The organism is Deinococcus budaensis, from assembly GCF_014201885.1.
Lineage (GTDB): Bacteria > Deinococcota > Deinococci > Deinococcales > Deinococcaceae > Deinococcus > Deinococcus budaensis.
The window spans coordinates 115890-134499 of record NZ_JACHFN010000007.1 but is presented as its reverse complement, the minus strand read 5'-3'; the positions used below and the strand labels follow the sequence as shown (position 1 = coordinate 134499).

Annotated in this window: 17 protein-coding genes; 11 read left to right on the top strand and 6 right to left on the bottom strand. The window is 70.0% G+C overall.

The features are described from left to right. Positions 1-64: 64 nt before the first annotated feature. From allE to HNQ09_RS10825, 4 genes are read right to left on the bottom strand one after another with little or no spacing between them, the layout of a single operon-like run. Positions 65-826 (bottom strand): (S)-ureidoglycine aminohydrolase, encoded by a 762-nt coding sequence (gene allE / locus HNQ09_RS10840; protein WP_184029019.1) that lies wholly within the window; start codon positions 824-826, stop codon positions 65-67. Further along, positions 823-2190: an allantoinase gene (locus tag HNQ09_RS10835; protein ID WP_184029017.1), complete on the bottom strand. Its 1368-nt coding sequence runs from the start codon at positions 2188-2190 to the stop codon at positions 823-825. The genes allE and HNQ09_RS10835 overlap by 4 nt, the downstream gene beginning before the upstream one ends. After that, complete coding sequence (locus HNQ09_RS10830) at positions 2190-3449, bottom strand: allantoate amidohydrolase (protein WP_184029015.1); 1260 nt, start codon at positions 3447-3449, stop codon at positions 2190-2192. The genes HNQ09_RS10835 and HNQ09_RS10830 overlap by 1 nt, the downstream gene beginning before the upstream one ends. Further along, a complete protein-coding gene (locus HNQ09_RS10825) occupies positions 3446-4822 on the bottom strand; it encodes an aldolase/citrate lyase/malate synthase family protein (protein ID WP_184029013.1) in 1377 nt (458 codons plus the stop codon). The genes HNQ09_RS10830 and HNQ09_RS10825 overlap by 4 nt, the downstream gene beginning before the upstream one ends. A 333-nt stretch (positions 4823-5155) precedes the next feature. Between HNQ09_RS10825 and gcl the strand changes: the two genes are divergently transcribed. From gcl to HNQ09_RS10790, 7 genes are all read left to right on the top strand, one after another. Then, the gene (gene gcl, locus HNQ09_RS10820; RefSeq protein WP_184029011.1) at positions 5156-6934 is read left to right on the top strand and encodes a glyoxylate carboligase; all 1779 of its coding nucleotides are present in this window, start codon (positions 5156-5158) and stop codon (positions 6932-6934) included. 48 nt (positions 6935-6982) lie between these two features. After that, the gene (hyi, locus tag HNQ09_RS10815) at positions 6983-7783 is read left to right on the top strand and encodes a hydroxypyruvate isomerase (protein ID WP_184029010.1); all 801 of its coding nucleotides are present in this window, start codon (positions 6983-6985) and stop codon (positions 7781-7783) included. After that, positions 7780-8670 carry a 2-hydroxy-3-oxopropionate reductase gene (locus HNQ09_RS10810; RefSeq protein WP_184029006.1) on the top strand — a complete coding sequence of 297 codons (891 nt, stop codon included), beginning with the start codon at positions 7780-7782 and terminating at the stop codon, positions 8668-8670. The genes hyi and HNQ09_RS10810 overlap by 4 nt, the downstream gene beginning before the upstream one ends. Before the next feature lie 2 nt (positions 8671-8672). Next, positions 8673-9950, top strand: coding sequence for a glycerate kinase type-2 family protein (locus HNQ09_RS10805; protein WP_343057744.1), 1278 nt, complete (start codon positions 8673-8675; stop codon positions 9948-9950). Positions 9951-10068: 118 nt separating this feature from the next. Continuing rightward, positions 10069-11637 carry a malate synthase A gene (aceB, locus tag HNQ09_RS10800; protein ID WP_184029005.1) on the top strand — a complete coding sequence of 523 codons (1569 nt, stop codon included), beginning with the start codon at positions 10069-10071 and terminating at the stop codon, positions 11635-11637. Between the two features lie 55 nt (positions 11638-11692). Then, positions 11693-12493: an IclR family transcriptional regulator gene (locus HNQ09_RS10795; protein ID WP_184029004.1), complete on the top strand. Its 801-nt coding sequence runs from the start codon at positions 11693-11695 to the stop codon at positions 12491-12493. Positions 12494-12605: 112 nt separating this feature from the next. Continuing rightward, a complete protein-coding gene (locus HNQ09_RS10790; protein WP_343057743.1) occupies positions 12606-13820 on the top strand; it encodes a CynX/NimT family MFS transporter in 1215 nt (404 codons plus the stop codon). Between the two features lie 172 nt (positions 13821-13992). Here HNQ09_RS10790 and HNQ09_RS10785 read toward each other — a convergent pair whose 3' ends face one another. Further along, complete coding sequence (locus HNQ09_RS10785) at positions 13993-14532, bottom strand: MarR family winged helix-turn-helix transcriptional regulator (RefSeq protein ID WP_184029002.1); 540 nt, start codon at positions 14530-14532, stop codon at positions 13993-13995. Between the two features lie 274 nt (positions 14533-14806). On the opposite strand from HNQ09_RS10785, the gene HNQ09_RS10780 reads away from it, so the two are divergent. Genes HNQ09_RS10780 through uraH form a run of 4 tightly spaced genes read left to right on the top strand, consistent with a single transcriptional unit; the run spans position 14807 to position 17977 of the window. Then, a complete protein-coding gene (locus tag HNQ09_RS10780; protein ID WP_184029000.1) occupies positions 14807-16183 on the top strand; it encodes a nucleobase:cation symporter-2 family protein in 1377 nt (458 codons plus the stop codon). Further along, positions 16180-16728 (top strand): 2-oxo-4-hydroxy-4-carboxy-5-ureidoimidazoline decarboxylase, encoded by a 549-nt coding sequence (gene uraD, locus HNQ09_RS10775; protein ID WP_246363289.1) that lies wholly within the window; start codon positions 16180-16182, stop codon positions 16726-16728. Before HNQ09_RS10780 ends, uraD begins: the two co-directional genes overlap by 4 nt. Further along, entirely contained in the window at positions 16725-17606 is an 882-nt protein-coding gene (gene pucL / locus HNQ09_RS10770; protein WP_184028998.1) for a factor-independent urate hydroxylase, read from the top strand. Before uraD ends, pucL begins: the two co-directional genes overlap by 4 nt. Further along, positions 17603-17977, top strand: coding sequence for a hydroxyisourate hydrolase (gene uraH / locus HNQ09_RS10765; RefSeq protein WP_343057741.1), 375 nt, complete (start codon positions 17603-17605; stop codon positions 17975-17977). The genes pucL and uraH overlap by 4 nt, the downstream gene beginning before the upstream one ends. A 130-nt stretch (positions 17978-18107) precedes the next feature. Here the strand turns inward: uraH and HNQ09_RS10760 are convergent, their stop codons facing one another. Beyond that, complete coding sequence (locus tag HNQ09_RS10760; protein WP_184028996.1) at positions 18108-18545, bottom strand: hypothetical protein; 438 nt, start codon at positions 18543-18545, stop codon at positions 18108-18110. Positions 18546-18610: the final 65 nt, after the last annotated feature.

The window sequence follows — 18610 nt, the reverse complement described above, 5'->3', positions numbered from 1 at the left end:
AAAAGGTTTTTCAGTCGAAAGTCAGCATGGGTCGCCGCACCTGTCAGGGGGCGACCCTCCAGGCTTACCGGATGTCGAGCGGGTGACGGTTCATGTCCTTGTAGAGCAGGTACTTGCTCCATGTCTTGCCCAGCGCCCCGTACCACTGCGGGCAGTGCGCGCCCATCCAGATCACGTCGCCCTGCGTGACCGGCAGGAAGCGCTCGCCCAGGCGGTAGATGCCCTCGCCCTCCAGCATCAGCAGGCCGTGTTCCATGTAGTGAATCTCGACGTAGGGGAGGGTGGCGCCCGGCGCGTAGCTCATGGTGGTCACGATGAAGTCGAACTGGGCTTCATCGGGGAGGAGCTTGCGGGCGATCAATCCGGGGTCGCCCTCGAACTCGCTGCCGGGCACCTGGCGCTCATTCCCCAGGAAAATCTGTGGCGCAGGCAGCCCCTCAAGCTGGGGGTGAAAGCGTTTCTCGAAGACGGAGACGCGGGCGGCCTGCTCGGCGCGCAGGGTATGGTCGGTCCCGGCGGGCAGGTAGGCATAGTCGTACTCGCCCAGGCGGTGCGTCTCGCCGTTTACCCGCAACTCGACCTCGCCGTCCAGTACAAAGACGAAGCGCTGGATCTCCCTTGGTGGCGCGCTCGCCTCCGCGCCGGGTCCCATCTCTGCCGTAAACTGGGTGAAGCGCGCGCCCTGGCCGATCACCGGGGCGATGTGAACCATGCAGGCCGTGTTCCGCCACTCGGCGACGGTGGTCCGGATGAAGGTCTCGGGCGTGAGCAGCGCGAATTCGGGCGCGACGACGCTGCGGGTCTGGCCAAGCTGTTTGAGGGTCAAGGGGTGACCTCCTGGGAAGTGGGGGCGGCAGGACGCAGGAAGCGGCCCTGGGGGGGATGGGGGAAGGTGCCGTCCAGATACACGGTCTGCCCGCGCAGCAGGGTGCGGCGCACCCGGCCCCGGAAGGTGCGCCCCAGATAGGGGCTGTACTTCCAGCGGGTGTGCAGGTCGCCCTGTGTGTGGACCCACTCGGCGTCCAGGTCCACGAGCACGAGGTCGGCGTCGAAGCCGGGTTCCAACGCGCCCTTCCCGGCGAGGCCGAAGCGTTCGGCGGGCGTGCGGGCGAGCAGGCGGGTGATGTGGGGGAGAGTCACGCCGCGCGCCCGCCCCTCGGTGAGCAGGGCCGCGAGGGTGGACTGCACCCCGCCGATGCCGCCCCACACCTCGAAGAAGTCGTCCCGCTCCTTGAGGTCGAGGGTGCTGGGCGAGTGGTCGGAGCCGACGGTGTGGATGGTCCCGGCCCGGATGGCGTCCCACAGCGCGTCCACCTCGGCCCGGTCCCGCAGGGGCGGCGCGCACTTCAGGACGGCGCCCAGGCGCTCCATGTCCTCCCCGGTGAAGCAGAGGTAGTGCGGGCAGGTTTCCACGCTCACGTCCACCCCGCGTGCCCTCGCCTCGGCGGCCAGGGTCACGGCCCGCCCGGTCGAGAGGTGGACGAGGTGCAGCCGTGCGCCCGTCTCCTCCGCGAGCAGCAGGGCGCGGCCCACCGCCTCGACCTCCGCGATGGCGGGGCGGCTGCGGAGGTAGTCGCGCACCCCCCGGCCCCCCTCCGCCCGGAGGCGCGCGGAGAGGCCAGCGGTGATCGAGTCGCTCTCCGCGTGCAGGGCGACGATGCGGCCCAGGTCGCGCGCCCACCTCATGCCCTCGTAAAGGGTGTAGTCGTCGGACGCCTCGAATTCCTCCAGGCCGCTGTGACTCATGAACGCCTTGAAGCCGACAGCGCCCGCTTCTGCGAGTTCAGGCAGCCGGTCCAGGTTGCGGGGGGTGAGGCCACCCCAGAGGGCGAAGTCTGCGTATGACTCGCGCTGGGCCGCCTGCCGCTTGGCCCCGAAGGTCGCGCGGTCGAGCACGGGCGGGGAGCTGTTGAGGGGCATGTCGGCGAAGGCCGTCCCCCCCCCCCCGACCAGGGCGCGGCTGCCGGTGGCAATCCCCTCCCAGTCGGTGCGGCCCGGCTCGTTGAAATGGACGTGTACGTCAACCACGCCGGGGAAGACGTGCAAGCCCCGCGCGTCCAGCTCCTCGCGGGCTTCCTCCGCCAGCTCCGGAGCCACGTCCACGATCCGGCCCTCCACCACACCCAGGTCGGCGACCGTGACGCCATCCTCACCGACGACGTGACCGCCTCGAATCAACAGGTCGTACATCAGCGGGCCTCCTCGCGCTCGGCCAGGAGATGCAGGAAACGGGTGCCCATGCGCAGGGCGGCCTCCACGTCCTCCTCCAGCACGGCCTCGTCGGGGTGGTGACTCAGGCCGCCGGGGCTGCGCAGAAAGAGCATCGCGGCGGGCCACACCTGCCCCACCAGCATGGCGTCGTGCCCGGCGCCGCTGACCATCGGCGTGGCAGCGTGGCCCTCGGCGCTCATCGCCTCCCCGAGCAGGGCGGTGAGGGCGGGGTCCATCGGGGTGGCGTGCTCCTCCATCCGCAATTCGTGGGTGAGGGTGAGGCCACGTTCCTCCGCGATCTGCCCGGCCCGCGTCAGAAGCTGATCCAGCGCGCCCAGCCGCACCTCGTCCCGGGCGTGGCGGATGTCCAGGGTGAGGTGGACTGCACCGGGAATCACGTTGCTCGCCCCCGGCAGCGCGGTCAGAGAGCCGACGGTGGCAACCAAACCGGGCGTGTTCCGGGCGAGGGTCTCGGCGGCGAGGACGAACGCACTCGCGCCGGTCAGCGCGTCACGGCGCAGCCCCATCGGCGTGGTGCCCGCGTGGTTGGCCTTCCCCGTGAAGGTCAGGTTCAGGCGCGACTGTCCGGCGATGGCCTCGACCAGCCCGAGCGACCTCCCCTCCGCTTCTAAGACTGGCCCCTGCTCGATGTGCATCTCCAGGTATCCCAGCACTTCTTCCTTGAGTTCTGCCTCCGCCAGCGTGTTCACGTCCAGCCCGTAGTCGGCGATGGCCTGCGCGACGGTCCGGCCCCCCGCGTCCGTCACGCCCATCAGCTCGTCCGCCGTGCCGATCAGCGCCCGGCTGCCGATAAAGGGCACGCCGAAGCGCACGCCCTCCTCCTCGCTGAAGCCGACCAGCTCGACGTGGTAGGGGAGGGGGGTGCCCTGCAAGGCGTCCATCAGGGCCAGGCCCAGCACCACCCCCAGCACGCCGTCGTAGGGTCCGGCGTTCGGCACGGTGTCCAGGTGCGAGCCGACCACCAGGGTGCGCGCTGCGGGGTGCGCGCTGCGGCGGGTCGCGCGCCAGTTTCCGGCGGCGTCCTCGCGGGTCTGCAACCCCAGGGCGGCGGCCCAGGTGTCCAGCCGCGCGTGGGCGTCGTGCACGGGCGCGCACAGGAAGGTGCGGGTGATCTGCCCGGGGACCTCGGTGCACGCGGCGAGGTCCGCGCAGCAGGCCAGGGTCCGTCCGGCCAGGTCGGCCCAGGCGGGTTCGGCGGCGGCTCGGGAAGGGGTCATGTGGGAAGGACCTCGGCCAGGGTGCGGGCGGTCGCGGGGAAGAAGGGCGGGCAGGTCTGCGCCAGGACCAGCGCGCGCAGCAACCGGGCCGCGGCCTCTCCCGGGTCGCTCTCCTCGGCCAGCAGCGCCTCGAAGCGTTCCGGGGTCAGCGCCTCCCCGGTGTCCAGCGGCAGGCGGTGATGCACCCACTGCCACAATTGCGCGCGGGCGAGTTCGGCGGTCGCGGTGTCCTCCACCCGCCCCCCCCGCACGATGACGCCCTGCCCAGCCAACCAGGCGCGGAAGTACGTCACGGCCACGGAGACGGCCTCGCGCACGGCGGAGAGCGGCACCCTCTGGGCGCGGGGAAAATCCAGCAGCTCCGCCGCGATCTCGTCCTCGGATTTGAAGGGGAGCGGCGGGGCCGGAGGGGCGGACTGGAACACGCCCCGGACGGTGGGAATCAGGCCCGGCAGCCCGGCCCAGGCGGCGACGTAACCCTGCGACGCCTCGCGTTCCTTGTCGGCGCGCACCACGGCCAGGGCGGGTTCGGGGTCCTGCGGGTCGGGGGCCAGGGCCGCCGTCCCCCCGATGGCCTGAGCGCCGCGCCGGGCGCACACGCGGGCCAGGTGCTGCTCGTAGGCGCGCATGGAGGGCTGCCCCATGTGCAGCTCGCCCCGCTCGGGGAGGCAAAAGCGGCGGTCTTCCCCCAGCCACTTGACGGCGCTCACCACGTAGTCCCAGCGCCCGGCATTCAGCCCAAAGGCCCGGTCCCGCAGCGCGTACAGCAGCTCGTCCGCGTAAAAGGCCCCGGGCAGCGTCTCGATCTGAAGGCAGACCCGCAGGCTGTTCGGCGCCCGCCCGGTCTGCCGCTCGGTTTCCGCCAGCAGGTCGTTCCAGAACTCGGCCTCATGGGGAAACTCCAGCTTGGGAATGTACACGTAGAGCGACTCGCGTTCCGGCAACGCCTCCACGAACGCGGCGAGGTCGCCCAGGGTCGCGCTCCCCCCGTCCTCGTCTTCCATGTACAGCGGGCGGGGGCGCAACATCACCAGGGGGCGGGTCAGGCCCCGCAGCCGCCCCAGGTTGGCGTGACCGCTGCGGACGTTGGCGGCGGTCGGTGAAAAGGTGTCGTCGAAGTCGAAAACCAGCGCGTCGGGTCCGGCAGTCAGCGCCTGCTCGAGTGCGCCCGCGTCGCTCGCCTCCACCAGTTGCTCCACCATTCGGGCGCGCAGCTCGTCTGGAGGGGAGGCGACCCGCCACTCGGCCTGCCGGATGGCCGCGCCGCGCGGATCGAAGCCCGGCGTCCAGGGAGAGGGGGAGCGCAACCCCCGCCAACGCTGGGCGAAAAGGCCCTGGAGGGTGCGGTGAACGGCAGTGTCGGTTGAGGTCACGTCGGTCTCCTAGGGGGCCAGGACTGGGCGGAGTGCCGTGCAAGGAGGGCTGCGCCTGCGGGTGGCTCGCGGCGGGCGCCGCAGGAAAGGGTGAGTGCCTACGGTGTAACATGCTCGGCCCATAATTGTCAAAGATCGAACATATTTTTCACTGAAAGAAATACATTTGCCCGCCCGGATCGGCCGTCAGGAATCTTAGAGGCAGCGTTTTGCCCTCAGCCTTGCCCTCAGGCGCCTCGCCCCTGTCAGTCGTATTTTATTCTATGAAAAACACTTCTATGTATTGACAAAAGCGCGACCCCCCCTTACGCTGCCCCCAAGGAGGAAATCAAGATGCCCAAGATGAGAGCCGCCGAGGCTGCCGTCCATGTGCTGCGCCTGGAAGGGGTGGACACCGCCTTCGGGGTGCCGGGAGCCGCCATCAACCCCCTGTACGCCGCGCTGCGCAAGCTCGGCGGGATCAACCACATCCTCGCCCGCCATGTGGAAGGGGCTTCGCACATGGCCGACGGCTACACCCGCGCCAAGGCCGGGAACATCGGCGTCTGCATCGGCACCAGCGGCCCCGCCGGGACCGACATGATTACCGGCCTGTACGCGGCCATCGCCGACTCCATGCCGATCCTGTGCATCACCGGGCAGGCCCCGCGCGCCCGGCTGTACAAGGAAGATTTCCAGGCGGTGGACATCGAGAGCATCGCGGGGCCGGTGACGAAGTGGGCGGTCACAGTGCGCGAACCCGCCCTCGTTCCCCGCGTCTTCCAGCAGGCCTTCCACGTGATGCGCTCGGGGCGGCCCGGCCCGGTCCACATCGACCTCCCCTTCGACGTGATGATGGCCGAGATCGAGTTCGACCCCGAGACGTACTCGCCCCTGCCCGTGTACAAGCCCGGGGCGACGCGCGCCCAGATCGAAAAGGCGATGGAGATGCTCAACGCCTCCGAGCGCCCGTTGATCGTGTCGGGCGGCGGGGTCATCAACGCGGACGCCTCGGACCTTCTCCAGACCTTCGCGGAACTCACCGGCGTGCCCGTCATTCCCACCCTGATGGGCTGGGGCACCATCCCCGACGACCACCCGCTGATGGCCGGGATGGTGGGCCTCCAGACCTCGCACCGCTACGGCAACGCGACGATGCTGGCCTCGGACTTCGTGTTGGGCATCGGCAACCGCTGGGCCAACCGCCACACCGGCTCGGTGGAGGTCTACACCGAGGGCCGCAAATTCGTCCACGTGGACATCGAACCCACCCAGATCGGGCGCGTCTTCGGCCCCGACTACGGCATCGTCAGCGACGCGAAGGCCGCGCTGGAACTGTTCGTGCAGGTGGCCCGGGAATGGCGCGCGGCAGGCAAGCTTGGAGACCGGGGCGAGTGGGCCGAGTCCTGCCAGGAGCGCAAGCGGACGATGCTGCGCAAGACGCACTACGACAACGTGCCCATCAAGCCCCAGCGCGTGTACGAGGAGATGAACCGGGCCTTCGACCGCGACTCCGTGTACGTGACCACCATCGGGCTGTCGCAGATCGCGGGCGGGCAGTTCCTGCACGTGTACAAGCCGCGCCACTGGATCAACGCCGGGCAGGCCGGGCCGCTGGGCTGGACGGTGCCCGCCGCGCTGGGCGTGGCCGCCGCCCGTCCCGACGCCGAGGTCGTGGCCTTGTCGGGCGACTACGACTTCCAGTTCATGATCGAGGAGCTGGCGGTGGGCGCGCAGTTCAACCTGCCCTTCCTCCAGGTGCTCGTGAACAACTCCTACCTGGGGCTGATCCGCCAGTCGCAGCGCGGCTTCGACATGGACTATCAGGTGCAGCTCGCCTTCGACAACATCAATTCGCCCGAGACCCAGGGCTACGGGGTGGACCACCTCAAGGTCGCCGAGGGGTTGGGCTGCAAGGCGTTGCGGGTGACCCAGCCGGACGAAATCCTGCCCGCCTTCGAGAAGGCCCGCGACCTGATGCGCGAGTTCCGGGTGCCGGTCGTGGTCGAAGTGATCTTGGAACGCGTGACGAACATCAGCATGGGCACCGAGATCAACGCGGTCACCGAGTTCGAGGAACTGGCCGACGATGCCCGGCAGGACGCGCCGACCGCCATCGCGATGCTCGATTGAGGTTCCAGGGGTCGGGGAAGGCCTGACCCCTCACTCCTGGAGGTACCCATGACCCGATTCGCCGCCAACCTCACCATGCTGTTTCAGGAGCTGCCCTTCCTGGACCGCTTCGGCGCCGCCCGGCAGGCGGGCTTCGACGCCGTGGAGTACATGTTCCCCTACCCCCACTCGCCCGGGGAACTGCGGGAGCAGCTCCAGCGGCACGGGCTGACCCAGGTGCTGTTTAACCTGCCCGCCGGGGACTGGGCGGCGGGAGAGCGCGGGATCGCCGTGCTGCCCGAGAGGCAGGAGGAGTTCCGCGACGGCGTGGCCCAGGCGCTGACCTACGTGGAGGCGCTGCGGGGAGCACAGCCGCCTCTCGTGAACTGCCTCGTCGGGAAGCTGCCCCAGGACGCCGACCCGCAGGAGGCCCGGGGCACCCTGGTCGAGAACATGCGCCATGCCGCGTCCGCCCTCGCCGGGGTGGGCGTCACCCTCCTGATCGAACCGATCAATCCGCACGACATCCCCGGCTTCTTCCTGCGCACGCCCGACCAGGCGGCGGGGCTGATCGCGGAAGTCGGAGCCGCTAACCTGCGCATCCAGTACGACCTCTACCACCAGCAACGCACGGAAGGGCAACTGCTCGACACCTTCCGCCGCCTGCAAGGGCAGATCGCGCACGTGCAGCTCGCCGACGTGCCGGGCCGCCACCAGCCGGGCACCGGGGAGATCAACTACCCCTTCGTGCTCGCGGCGCTGGACCGTGCCGGGTACGGCGGCTACGTGGGACTGGAGTACATCCCCGAGGGGGACACGGTGGGTTCGCTGGCCTGGATGAACACGCTCAGGGAAGGAGTGACGGCATGACGAACGGCAAGGCACGCATCGGCTTCATCGGCCTGGGGATCATGGGCCTCCCGATGGCCCGCAACCTGATGAAGGCGGGCTACACCCTGACGGTCAACAACCGCGGCCCCGAGCCGGAACAGGCCCTCGCCGCCGAGGGTGCCCGGGTCGCCCGCACCGCCCGCGAGGTCGCTTCAGAGAGCGACATCGTGATCACCATGCTGCCCGACAGCCCCCAGGTGGAGGAGGTCGTGCTGGGCGAGAACGGCGTGGCGGAAGGGCTGGGGCCAGGCGGCCTCTACATCGACATGAGCAGCGTCGCGCCCAGCACCGCCCGCAAGGTCGCGGAGGCGCTGAAGGCGAAGGGGGCCGATTCCCTCGACGCGCCCGTGTCCGGCGGACAGGTCGGCGCCGAGCAGGCCACGCTGAGCATCATGGTGGGCGGCAGCGAGGAGGGCTTCGCGCGCGCCCGCCCGGTGTTTGAGGCGGTCGGCAAGAACATCGTCCACATCGGCGGCCCCGGTGCCGGGCAGGTCACCAAAATCTGCAACCAGATCGTCGTCGCGCTGACTATCCAGGCGGTCGCGGAGGCGATGACCCTGGCGCGCAAGAGCGGCGTGGACGCGGCGCGGGTGCGGGAGGCGCTGCTGGGCGGCTTCGCCCAGAGCCGCATCCTCGACCTGCACGGGCAGCGGATTCTGGACGGGAACTTCCAGCCGGGCTTCCGCGTGAGCCTCCACCGCAAGGACCTGCGCCTCGCCCTGGAGGCGGGCCGCGAGCAGGCCGCGCCGCTTTTCGCCACCGCGAACGCCGCCGAGCTGATGAACAGCATGATCGCGCAGGGGATGGGCGACCTCGACCACTCGGGCCTGGCCAAGCTGTACGCCCAACTCGCCGGACTGGACTGACCGTGCAGGCCCCCGAACGGACGTTGCCCCACGGTGGCGTGCGGGCCCTGCTGGAAAGCAGCTACCGGGCGGCCCTGGAGGCGGTGGCCCCCGCCCGCCTGCTGGCCCCTCACCTGACTGGACCCCGGCCCGACTTCGTGCTCGCGTTCGGCAAGGCCGCGCTTCCCATGTTGCGCGCCGCCCTGGAGGCGTACCCGGGTGTGCCGGGTCTGGCCGTGCCGCCGCAGGGAACGCCCGACCTCAGCGCGCCGGAGGGGGCGGAGGTGCTGCCCGGCAGCCACCCGGTTCCCGACGGGCACAGCGCGCGCGCCGCCGAGCAGGCCCTCGCCCGCGTCCGCGCCCTGCCGGGGGGAGCGCGCCTGCTCGTCCTCGTCTCCGGGGGTGGCAGCGCCCTGCTGAGCGCGCCGTGGGGCGTCACCCTGACGCAGAAACAGGCCCTCACCCGGGACCTGCTGCGCGCCGGGGCCACCATCGACGAGATCAACGCCGTCCGCAAGCACCTCTCGGGGGTCAAGGGCGGGCGGCTGGCGCAGGCGACCCGGGCACAGGTCCGCGCCCTGCTGATCTCCGACGTGATCGGCGACGATCCCTCGGTGATCGCCAGCGGCCCGACCGTGCCGGACCCCACCACCTTCGCGGACGCGCTGGCGGTGCTCGACCGTTACGGCATCGGGGCGGACGAAGCCCGCGCGCACCTCACGGCGGGGACTCGGGGCGACCTCCCCGAGACGCCCAAACCCGGCGAGCTGCCGCACGTCGAGAACGTCATCATCGGCTCGAACCGCGTGCTGCTGGAGGCGGCTCAGGCGTTCCTAGAGGGCCAGGGCGTGCGGGCCGCGATCCTCGGGGACACCTTCGCGGGAGAGGCGCGTGACCTGGCGGGCTTCCACGCCTCGCTGGTGCACAGCATCCGCACCCACGGCACGCCCTTTCAGGGACCGCTGGTGCTGCTCTCCGGCGGTGAGGCGACGGTGACGGTACGCGGGAACGGGCGCGGCGGGCGCAACCAGGAGTTCGCGCTTTGGCTGCTTCAGGAGCTGGGCGAGCGCGGCGTCTTCGCCCTCTCCGCCGGTTCGGACGGCATCGACGGCCACAGCGACGCGGCGGGGGCCTTTCTGACGCCCGACTCGCTGCCACGTGCCCGGTCGGTGGGCCTCGACCCCCGCGATTTCCTCGCCCGCAACGACTCCGGCAGCTTCTTCGCCGCGCTGGGCGACGCCCTGGTCACCGGCCCCAGCGGGCACAACCTCAACGACTACCGCGCCCTCCTCGTGGAGTAGGGAGGGGACCCGGGGCCGCGTTACCCACCCGGGAACGGGAACCACAGGCCAGTTTCAGGTAAAGTGGAAAACGTCTTTACAGGTTGAAATTCCCGTCCCCGTTCCCCAGGAGTCTCCCGTGACCACGACCCTCTCCCTTCCCGACGGCCTGACGATCACCGCCCCCATTCAGGAGTCCCACGCCGAGGTGCTGACCCCCGAGGCGCTGGCGTTCGTGGCCGGGCTGCACCGCCGCTTCGACGCCCGCCGCCGTGAACTGCTCGCCGCCCGCGACGAGCGCCAGGCCCGGCTGGACGCGGGCGAGCTGCCCGACTTCCTGCCCGAGACGGCGGACGTCCGCGCCGGGGACTGGAAGATCAGCCCCCTCCCCGCCGACCTGCACGACCGCCGGGTGGAGATCACGGGGCCGGTGGACCGCAAGATGGTGATCAATGCCCTGAACAGCGGCGCCCGCATGTTCATGGCCGACTTCGAGGACGCCAGCAGCCCGGTCTGGGAAAACATGGTGGACGGCCAGCTCAACCTGCGCGACGCCGTGCGCGGCACCATCTCGCTCGACCAGGGCGGCAAGAGCTACCGCCTCAAGGACAAGCCCGCCACGCTCCTCGTCCGCCCGCGCGGCCTGCACCTGCCCGAAAAGCACGTCACGGTCGACGGCGAGACGATGAGCGGCAGCCTCTTCGACTTCGGCCTGTACGCCTTTCACAACGCGCAGGAGCGGCTGAGCCGGGGCACGGGCACCTACTTCTACATCCCCAAGCTCGAATCGCACCTCGAAGCGCGGTGGTGGAACGACGTGTTCACCCACGCGGAAGACACCCTGGGCGTGCCGCGCGGCACGGTTCGCGCCACGGTCCTGATCGAGACGATCCTCGCCGCCTTCGAGATGGACGAGATCCTGTACGAACTGCGTGAGCACTCGGCGGGGCTGAACTCGGGGCGCTGGGACTACATCTTCTCGTACATCAAGAAGTTCAGGAACAGAGGCGACAAGATTTTGCCCGACCGCGCCCAGGTCACGATGGCGGTGCCCATGATGGCGAACTACTCCAAACTCGCCATCCAGACCTGCCACAAACGCGGCGCCCCGGCTATCGGGGGCATGAGCGCCTTTATCCCGGTCAAGAACGACCCGGCGGCCAACGACCGCGCCTTCGAACAGGTCCGCGCCGACAAGGAACGCGAGGCGACCAACGGGCACGACGGCACCTGGGTTGCCCACCCCGGCATGGTGGACCTCGCCACCGAGGTCTTCGACCGCCTGATGCCTGCTCCGAACCAGATCGAGTCGGGCAAGCAGGCGGACCTCCGGGTCACCGCCGCCGACCTCCTCACCCCCCCGGACGGCACGGTCACCGAGGGCGGCGTGCGGACGAACATCAGCGTGGGCATCCAGTACCTCGCCGCGTGGCTCCAGGGCCGGGGCGCGGTGCCCATCCACAACCTGATGGAGGACGCCGCCACCGCCGAGATTTCCCGCGCGCAACTGTGGCAGTGGCTGCACCACGGGGTGCGGCTGGAGGACGGGCGGACGCTGACCCCGGAGCTGCTGGACACCCTCTTCGGGGAGGAGCTGGGCAAGCTCGGCCCGGATCTCGCCGAGGCGGGACGGCTGTTCGGGGACGTGGCGACCCGCTCGCCGCTCGCCGACTTCCTGACCTTGCCCGCCTACGAGCAGCTCGCGTGAGGGCCGCTGCTGCGACCATCTCCGGCGCCGGGACTTCCCCTCGGGCAGAGGCGCTATGACCACGACCACCAAACAAAAACCCGGCCGCACCCGCAGTGGCGAGACGGGCAGCGTCCGCACCCTGGAGCGCGGCCTGAGCGTGCTGCTGGCCCTCAAGGACCTGCGCCGCGCGCCGCTGAGTGTGCTCGCCCGGCATGTGGGTCTCTCGGCCAGCACGACCTACCGCCTGCTCGAAACCCTGCGCCAGCAGGGCTTTGTCGAGTGGGAGGAGCAGAGCGGGGTCTACAGCGTGGGGCTGCGGGCCTATCAGGTGGGCCTCGCCTTCACCGAGCGCAGCAACCTGATTCAGTCTGCCCACCCCGAGATGGAGGCCCTGGTCCGGGACCTCAACGAGACGGTGAACCTCGCCGTGCTGTACGGCGCCGAGGCGGTGTACGTGCATCAGGTGGAGGGCCGCCAGCTGATGCGGATGTTCGCGCGCCTGGGCGACAGCTCCCCGCTGCATGCCTCCGGGGTGGGCAAGGTGCTGCTCGCGTGGCGGCCCGAAGCCGACGTGCGGCAGAAGCTGGGCGACGGCCCCTATCCGGCCTACACGCCCCGGTCCATCTCCACCTACGCGGCGCTGCTGGGGGAACTGGAGCAGGTGCGTGAGCAGGGCTACAGCGTGGACGACGAGGAACGCGAACTGGGCGTGCGCTGCGTCGCCGTGCCCGTCCGTGACCACACCCGGCAGGTGGTGGCTTCCCTCAGCGTGTCCGCCCCCACCTCGCGGTTCACCAAAGACCAGATCGCGGGGGTCGCCGGGCGGATGAACCAGGCCGCCGTCCAGGTGTCCACCCGACTGGGCTGGGGCTGAGTCACCCGGCGGGGCGCGGCCCCTGACCTTCCCCGCCACGGGCTGAAGGACCGGTGAGTCGAGCCAAGAGAGGACGCGCCCCGTCACAGACGGTCGGCCGCTGGAGGAAGCTGTGTCCGAAAAGCACCGACCCGACACCGACACGTCCGCCCTGGCCCGCAGGGGACTGCCGACGTTCCTCCTGCTCCTGGGGGTGGTGCTGGTCGCCGTCAATCTGCGCCCGAGCCTCGCGGGGTTCGGGCCGCTGCTGGGCCAGATTCAGGCAGACCTGCACGTGAGTGCCGCCACGGTGAGCCTGCTCACCACCATTCCCCTGCTGTGCTGGGGACTGCTCGCCCCGCTGGCCCCGCTGCTGACGCGGCGCTGGAGCAGCGAGACGGTGGTCTTGCTGAGCACCGCGCTGATTGCGGTGGGCGCCCTGCTGCGGGTCGGGCCGAGCCTGAGGTGGATTCTGCTCGGGACGGGCCTGGTGGGGGCGGGCATCGCGCTGAACAACGTGCTCCTGCCCAGTCTGGTCCGGCGTGATTTTCCCCAGCAGATCGGCCTGATGACCGGGGTGTATACCCTGGCGGTGGTCGGCGGGGCGACCCTGGCCTCCGGCCTGGCGGTGCCGCTCCGCACGGCTCTGGGCGGCGCGTGGCGCGCCTCGCTGGGGGTCTGGGCGGGCCTGGCCGTCCTCGGGGTGCTGGCCTGGCTGCCGCTGCTGTCCGGGCGGCACCTGCGCCGGGGGCCGGTGACGACGGGGGGGCCGTCCGTCTGGCGCAACCCCCACGCGTGGCCCGTCACGCTCTTTATGGGTTTTCAGGCGCTGGTGTTCTTCACCTGGCTGACCTGGCTGCCCAGAGTGCTTCAGGACCAGGGCTTGACCCCAGCGGCCGCCGGGGGGCTGCTCGCCCTGGGGAACCTGGTGCAGCTCCCGTTCACGGTGCTGGTGCCGGTCCTGGCCGCGCGGCTTCCCAACCCCCGGGCGCTGGTGGTGGGCGTGTCCCTGCTCGTCGCGGCGGGGCTGCTGGGGTTGCTGCTGTTCCCCGGCACGCCGCCCCTGCCCTGGATTTTGCTGCTGGGCGCGGGCTGCGGCAGCACCTTTCCGCTGGCGCTCGTGTTCATCGCCCTGCGCGCCGCCCACCCGGCGCAGGTGCCCAGGCTCTCGGCCCTCGCCCAGGGGGTGGGCTACCTGCTGGCGGCGGGCGGCCCCTTCATCTTCGGTGCCCTGCACGACCGGACCTCGGGCTGGACGGCGCCCCTCTGGTTCCTGGTCGTCTGCACCGGGCTGGTGCTCCTGACCGGAATCTGGGTCACGTCGGCCAAACCGTCAGGGAGGCTTTGACCCCTGCCGGGGCGAGGACCTTCCCGCCTCCGCGTGGGAAGTCGTTCCAGTCTGGTGGAAGCGGGGGAGGGTCGTGCGTGCCGCCGGGAGGGTGCGGCAGAAAACGGGAGGAGTGAACGCCCCCCCAGAGAGGAATCTCGCGTGGACAAGGCGGCCCTGGGGAAGCTGAACTTCAGCCGGGCGCCTGCCCGTCTTCCTGGTCCAGCTCCTGCACTTCCAGGCCCGCGAGCACCCGGGCGGCGAGGTGCCGGAGCATTTGCGTCTCTTCCAGGCTGAGGACGGACAGCACCTGGGCCGTGGCGGCGAGATGCTGGGGCAGCAGCCGTTCCACCAGGGCGCGGCCCTCCCGGGTGAGCCGGATACGGACCGAGCGGCGGTCGTCCTCGCCGCCCCGGCGCTCCACCAGGTTCTTGCCCACCAGGCGCTGGATGCGGTTGGTCACGGACGGCCCGGTGATCGCGGCGAGGTCGCTGAGTCCGGTGGGCGTCAGGCCCTCCGGGGGGGCCGAGCGGTACAGCGTCAGCAGCAGGTCCCACCCGGCGGCGTTGATGCCGCTCGGAAGATAGGTGCGCCCGATCTGCCGACCCAGGGCGGCGTTCAGGCGCTCCAGCAGCACCACCGCCAGCATCGGCCCCGGGTCGAGGTCGGGCCGGACCTGTTCCCAGTCGTCCCGGATGCGGTTCAGGAAGTCGGGCGTGAGGGGAGGCTTCATCGTGCGGCGCCTGAGCCTAGCACGGGCTTTTCAGACCCGCCGCCCCAGGAACTTTCCGAGAAAGGCCGGGCCACCGGGCCTCGTGTGGGTGGAGCCATGCCCCTTATTTTCATTATGCGCAAAAAGGTTCCATACCTTGACATAGAGGAGGGTGCCCCTTAGGATGGCTTGACTCAATCCATAGGCGTCTAAGTACCTCAGTCCGCCAGCGGCCCTGGCCCGGTCGTTCATCCTGACGTGTCGCCGAGGCGCGTCCACCTGTAGGGAGGTTTGTATGACGCGAGCAGTCTCCGTTCCGTCTGTCCACCCCGTCGATGAAGTGCCGCCCGCCGGGCGTATGGTCGCCTTTGGCCTCCAGCATGTGCTGAGCATGTACGCGGGGATCATCGCGGTGCCGCTGGTGCTGGCCTCGGCCATCGGCCTGCCGCCCGATCAGGTCGTGCGGATCGTGAACGCCAGCTTCTTCATGTGCGGCGTCGCCACCCTGATTCAGACCATCGGGTTTCCCGGCTTCGGGGCCAAACTGCCCATCGTGCAGGGCACGACCTTCGCGGCGCTCGCCAGCATGATCCTGATCGGGCGGGACTACGGCCTGCCGGGCATCTACGGCGCGGTGATCGTGGCGGGTCTGTTCACCGTGCTGCTCGCGCCGTACTTCTCCCGGCTGCTGCGGTTCTTCCCGCCGGTCGTCGCTGGAACGGTGATCACCATCATCGGCGTCTCGCTGATGCCGGTCGCCATCCGCTGGGCGGGGGGCGGCGTGCCCAGTGCGCCCACCTTCGGTGCTCCGGCCAACCTCGGTCTGGCCGCGCTGACCATGGGGTTCGTCCTGCTGCTCACCCGCTTCGGGAAGGGCTTCTGGAGCCGGATCGGCGTGCTGCTGGGGCTGGTCTTCGGCACCGTGGTCGCGGCCATCTTCGGCCAGGCGTCCTTTGCCACCGTGGGAAGTGCCGCCGCCATCGGCTTCACGCCCCCCTTCTTCTTCGGTCTGCCCACCTTCGCCCTGATCCCGATCCTGTCGATGATCCTGGTGATGCTGGTCGTGATGGTGGAAACCACCGCCGACCTGCTCGCCATCGGGGAGATCACGGAAAAGCCGGTGGACGCCAGCGCGGTCGCCGCCGGGCTGCGCGCCGACGGCCTCTCGACGGCGCTGGGCGGGGTGTTCAACGTCTTTCCCTTCACGGCCTTTGCGCAAAACGTCGGGCTGGTGCGCTTCACCGGGATCAAGAGCCGCTTCGTGGTGGCCACGGCGGGCGTGATCCTGATGCTGCTGGGCTTTTTTCCCAAGCTGGGCGCGCTGGTGGCGTCCATCCCGCTGCCGGTGCTGGGCGGAGCCGGGCTGGTGCTGTTCGGGACGGTGGCGGCAGCGGGCATCCAGACCCTCAGCCGGGTGAACATGACCAACACGGGCAACCTCACCATCGTGGCCGTCAGCATCGCGCTGGGCGTGATCCCCTCCACCGTGCCCACCCTCTACGAGCGGCTGCCGGACTGGGCGGGCCTGTTCCTGGAAAGCGGCATCACCGCCGCCGCCATCGCCGCGATCTTGCTCAACATCCTCTTCAACATCGTGGGGAGTGGCCGCAAACAACTCTCCTACACGGCGGACGCCACCACCCACGCCCCCGAAGTCGGAGATATCCATTGAACGCCCTGCCCACCCCCCTGACCCTTGCGGACGTGAACGCCCTCCCGCTGCCCGAGTTCGTGCGGACCTTCGGCGGCGTGCTGGAACACAGCCCGCGCTACGCCGAGCGGGTGGGGCAGGAGCGCCCCTTCGCCCGGGTGGAAGACCTCGCCGCCGCCTTCACGGCCGCCGTCCTCGCCGACTCGCCCGAGCAGCAGCTCGCCCTGATCCGCGCCCACCCCGACCTGGCCGGGAAAGCGGCCCTCGCGGGTGAGGTGACCGCCGAATCCGCCGCCGAGCAGGCCTCCGCAGGGCTGGACCGCTTGACTCCCGACGAGTACGCCGAGTTCCACCGGGTCAACCAGGCCTACCACGCCAAGTTCGACATGCCCTACATCGTGTGCGTGCGCGAGAACACCAAGGACACCATCATGAGCGGTGCCGCCACCCGCCTCCAGAACAGCCCGTCAGCGGAGTGGGAAACCGCCCTGCGGGAAATCGGCAAGATCGCCCGGCTCAGAGTCCTCGACCTGGTGCGCCAGGACCCCCAAGGAGCAGGAGCATGACGCAGACCCAGCCCACCCCCGCGAAAGTCAACGCCCGTCTCGGCGAGAACAACTACGGCAAGGCCGAGGTCAAGCTGATGAAGGTCAACCGCGGCAGCGAGCGCCACGAGATCCGTGAACTCGCGGTGCGCGTGGCGATGACCGGGGACTTTGGCGCGGCGCACACCCAGGGCGACAACACCGACCTGGTGGCCACCGACACCGTGCGCAACACCATCTACGGTCTGGCGAAGGAAGGCTTCGCCGCCAGTCCCGAGGAGTTTGGCAAAGAACTCCTCGCCCACTTCGTGAAGACCGGCCCCAGGGTCACGGGCGGATTCATGGAGTTCACCGAGTACCTCTGGGAGCGCGTGCCGGTGGGCGGCGAGGGCCACAACCATTCCTTCGTGCGCCAGATGCCCCGGCGCACCGGCCGCGTGGAGAGCCAGGACGGCCAGAGCTTCCAGGTCACGTCGGGCATCGAGGAACTGTACGTCCTGAAGACCACCGAGAGCGGCTGGGAAAACTACCTCCTGAACGAGCGCTTCACGACCCTGCCCGAAACCCACGAGCGCCTGATGGCGACCTTCGTGACCGCCCGGTGGGAGTACAACACGGACGAGGTGGACTACGACGCCGTGTGGGGGCGCGTCTACAAGCAGATTCAGGAGACCTTTACCGACCACTATTCGCCGAGCCTGCAACACACCCTGTTCCTGATGGGCCAGGCGGTGCTGACGGTCTGCCCCGAGATCTCGCGCATCTGGTTCCGGATGCCCAACAAGCACCATCTGGTGTACAACCTGGAGCGCTTCGGGCTGGAAAACAACCTGGAGATCTTCCACGTGGACCCCGAACCCTACGGCCTGATGGAGGGCTGGGTGGAGCGCGCCGAGTGAGCGGCCCGGCCGGACAGGCGATGCCGGGCCTGACGACCCACGTCCTCGACACGGCGAGGGGCCGTCCCGCCGCCGGGGTCCGGGTCGAACTCTTCCGGGTGGAGGGGGAGGAGCGCCGCAAGGTGACCGAGGCGGTGACGAACGCGGACGGCCGCACCGACGCGCCGCTGATCGAACGTGGCCGCCTGACGCCCGCCACCTTCGAGCTGACCTTCCATGTCGCGCCGTACTTCGAGGGCTTCGAGGCCGCAGCCACGCCTCCCTTTCTCGACCTTGTCACGCTGCGTTTCACGGTGGGGGACGCGTCCGGGCACTACCACGTGCCGCTGGTGATGACGCCCTGGTCGTACTCCACCTACCGGGGCAGCTAGCCGTGACTGCCGCAGGCCGGACCCCTCTTCAGAACACGGCGCGCCCACCAGGAACGCGGGGTCAGAGGAGAGGGTGGTCGGTGGGGGAGGGGCGACAGTCTGAGCCAGAGTGCTGCGGGAACCCAGCCCCTCAACGGGGGGCTTCTCCCGCCAGCAGCAGCCACCAGCCCACCAGCACGCCGCGCGTCAGCCACAGCAGGGTCCGCCCCCAGTTCGTCGTGACCAGCCGCGCGTGCCAGGCAGCATCAAACCCTGCGGCCAGACGGTGGTGGGCGGGAGACTGGACCAGGGCCGTCGAGAGCCAGATCAGGGCGATCAGCGCCAGCCCCAGCCCGGCGGACGCGGCGGGCACGAAAGGCGGCGGACCCACCACCAGGGCGGCGCCTGTGGCGAGTTCGGCGAGCATCAGGGGCGCGGCCAGCCAGGTGACGCGCGTGACGTGCGCCTGCTGGTAGGCGGCGTATCCGGCTGTCCCGACACGGGAGAACAGCGGGTAGTGGACGAGCTGAACGGTGAGGATCAACCCGACCAGCCCCCAGGTCAGCGCAGCGTGGACGACGAGCAGCATGTGCCGAGTGTGCCAAAAAAGCCCTGCGCTGAGCGGTGGCGGTCTCTCCAGCGCCCACGGGCACC

What these genes read in the sequence shown, in the direction of transcription:
- HNQ09_RS10835 (WP_184029017.1), bottom strand. Translation starts at nt 2,190, where the DNA reads ATGTACGACCTGTTGATTCGAGGCGGTCACGTCGTCGGTGAGGATGGC.
- HNQ09_RS10830 (WP_184029015.1), bottom strand. Translation starts at nt 3,449, where the DNA reads ATGACCCCTTCCCGAGCCGCCGCCGAACCCGCCTGGGCCGACCTGGCC.
- gcl (WP_184029011.1), top strand. Translation starts at nt 5,156, where the DNA reads ATGCCCAAGATGAGAGCCGCCGAGGCTGCCGTCCATGTGCTGCGCCTG.
- hyi (WP_184029010.1), top strand. Translation starts at nt 6,983, where the DNA reads ATGACCCGATTCGCCGCCAACCTCACCATGCTGTTTCAGGAGCTGCCC.
- HNQ09_RS10810 (WP_184029006.1), top strand. Translation starts at nt 7,780, where the DNA reads ATGACGAACGGCAAGGCACGCATCGGCTTCATCGGCCTGGGGATCATG.
- HNQ09_RS10795 (WP_184029004.1), top strand. Translation starts at nt 11,693, where the DNA reads ATGACCACGACCACCAAACAAAAACCCGGCCGCACCCGCAGTGGCGAG.
- HNQ09_RS10785 (WP_184029002.1), bottom strand. Translation starts at nt 14,532, where the DNA reads ATGAAGCCTCCCCTCACGCCCGACTTCCTGAACCGCATCCGGGACGAC.
- HNQ09_RS10780 (WP_184029000.1), top strand. Translation starts at nt 14,807, where the DNA reads ATGACGCGAGCAGTCTCCGTTCCGTCTGTCCACCCCGTCGATGAAGTG.
- pucL (WP_184028998.1), top strand. Translation starts at nt 16,725, where the DNA reads ATGACGCAGACCCAGCCCACCCCCGCGAAAGTCAACGCCCGTCTCGGC.
- HNQ09_RS10760 (WP_184028996.1), bottom strand. Translation starts at nt 18,545, where the DNA reads ATGCTGCTCGTCGTCCACGCTGCGCTGACCTGGGGGCTGGTCGGGTTG.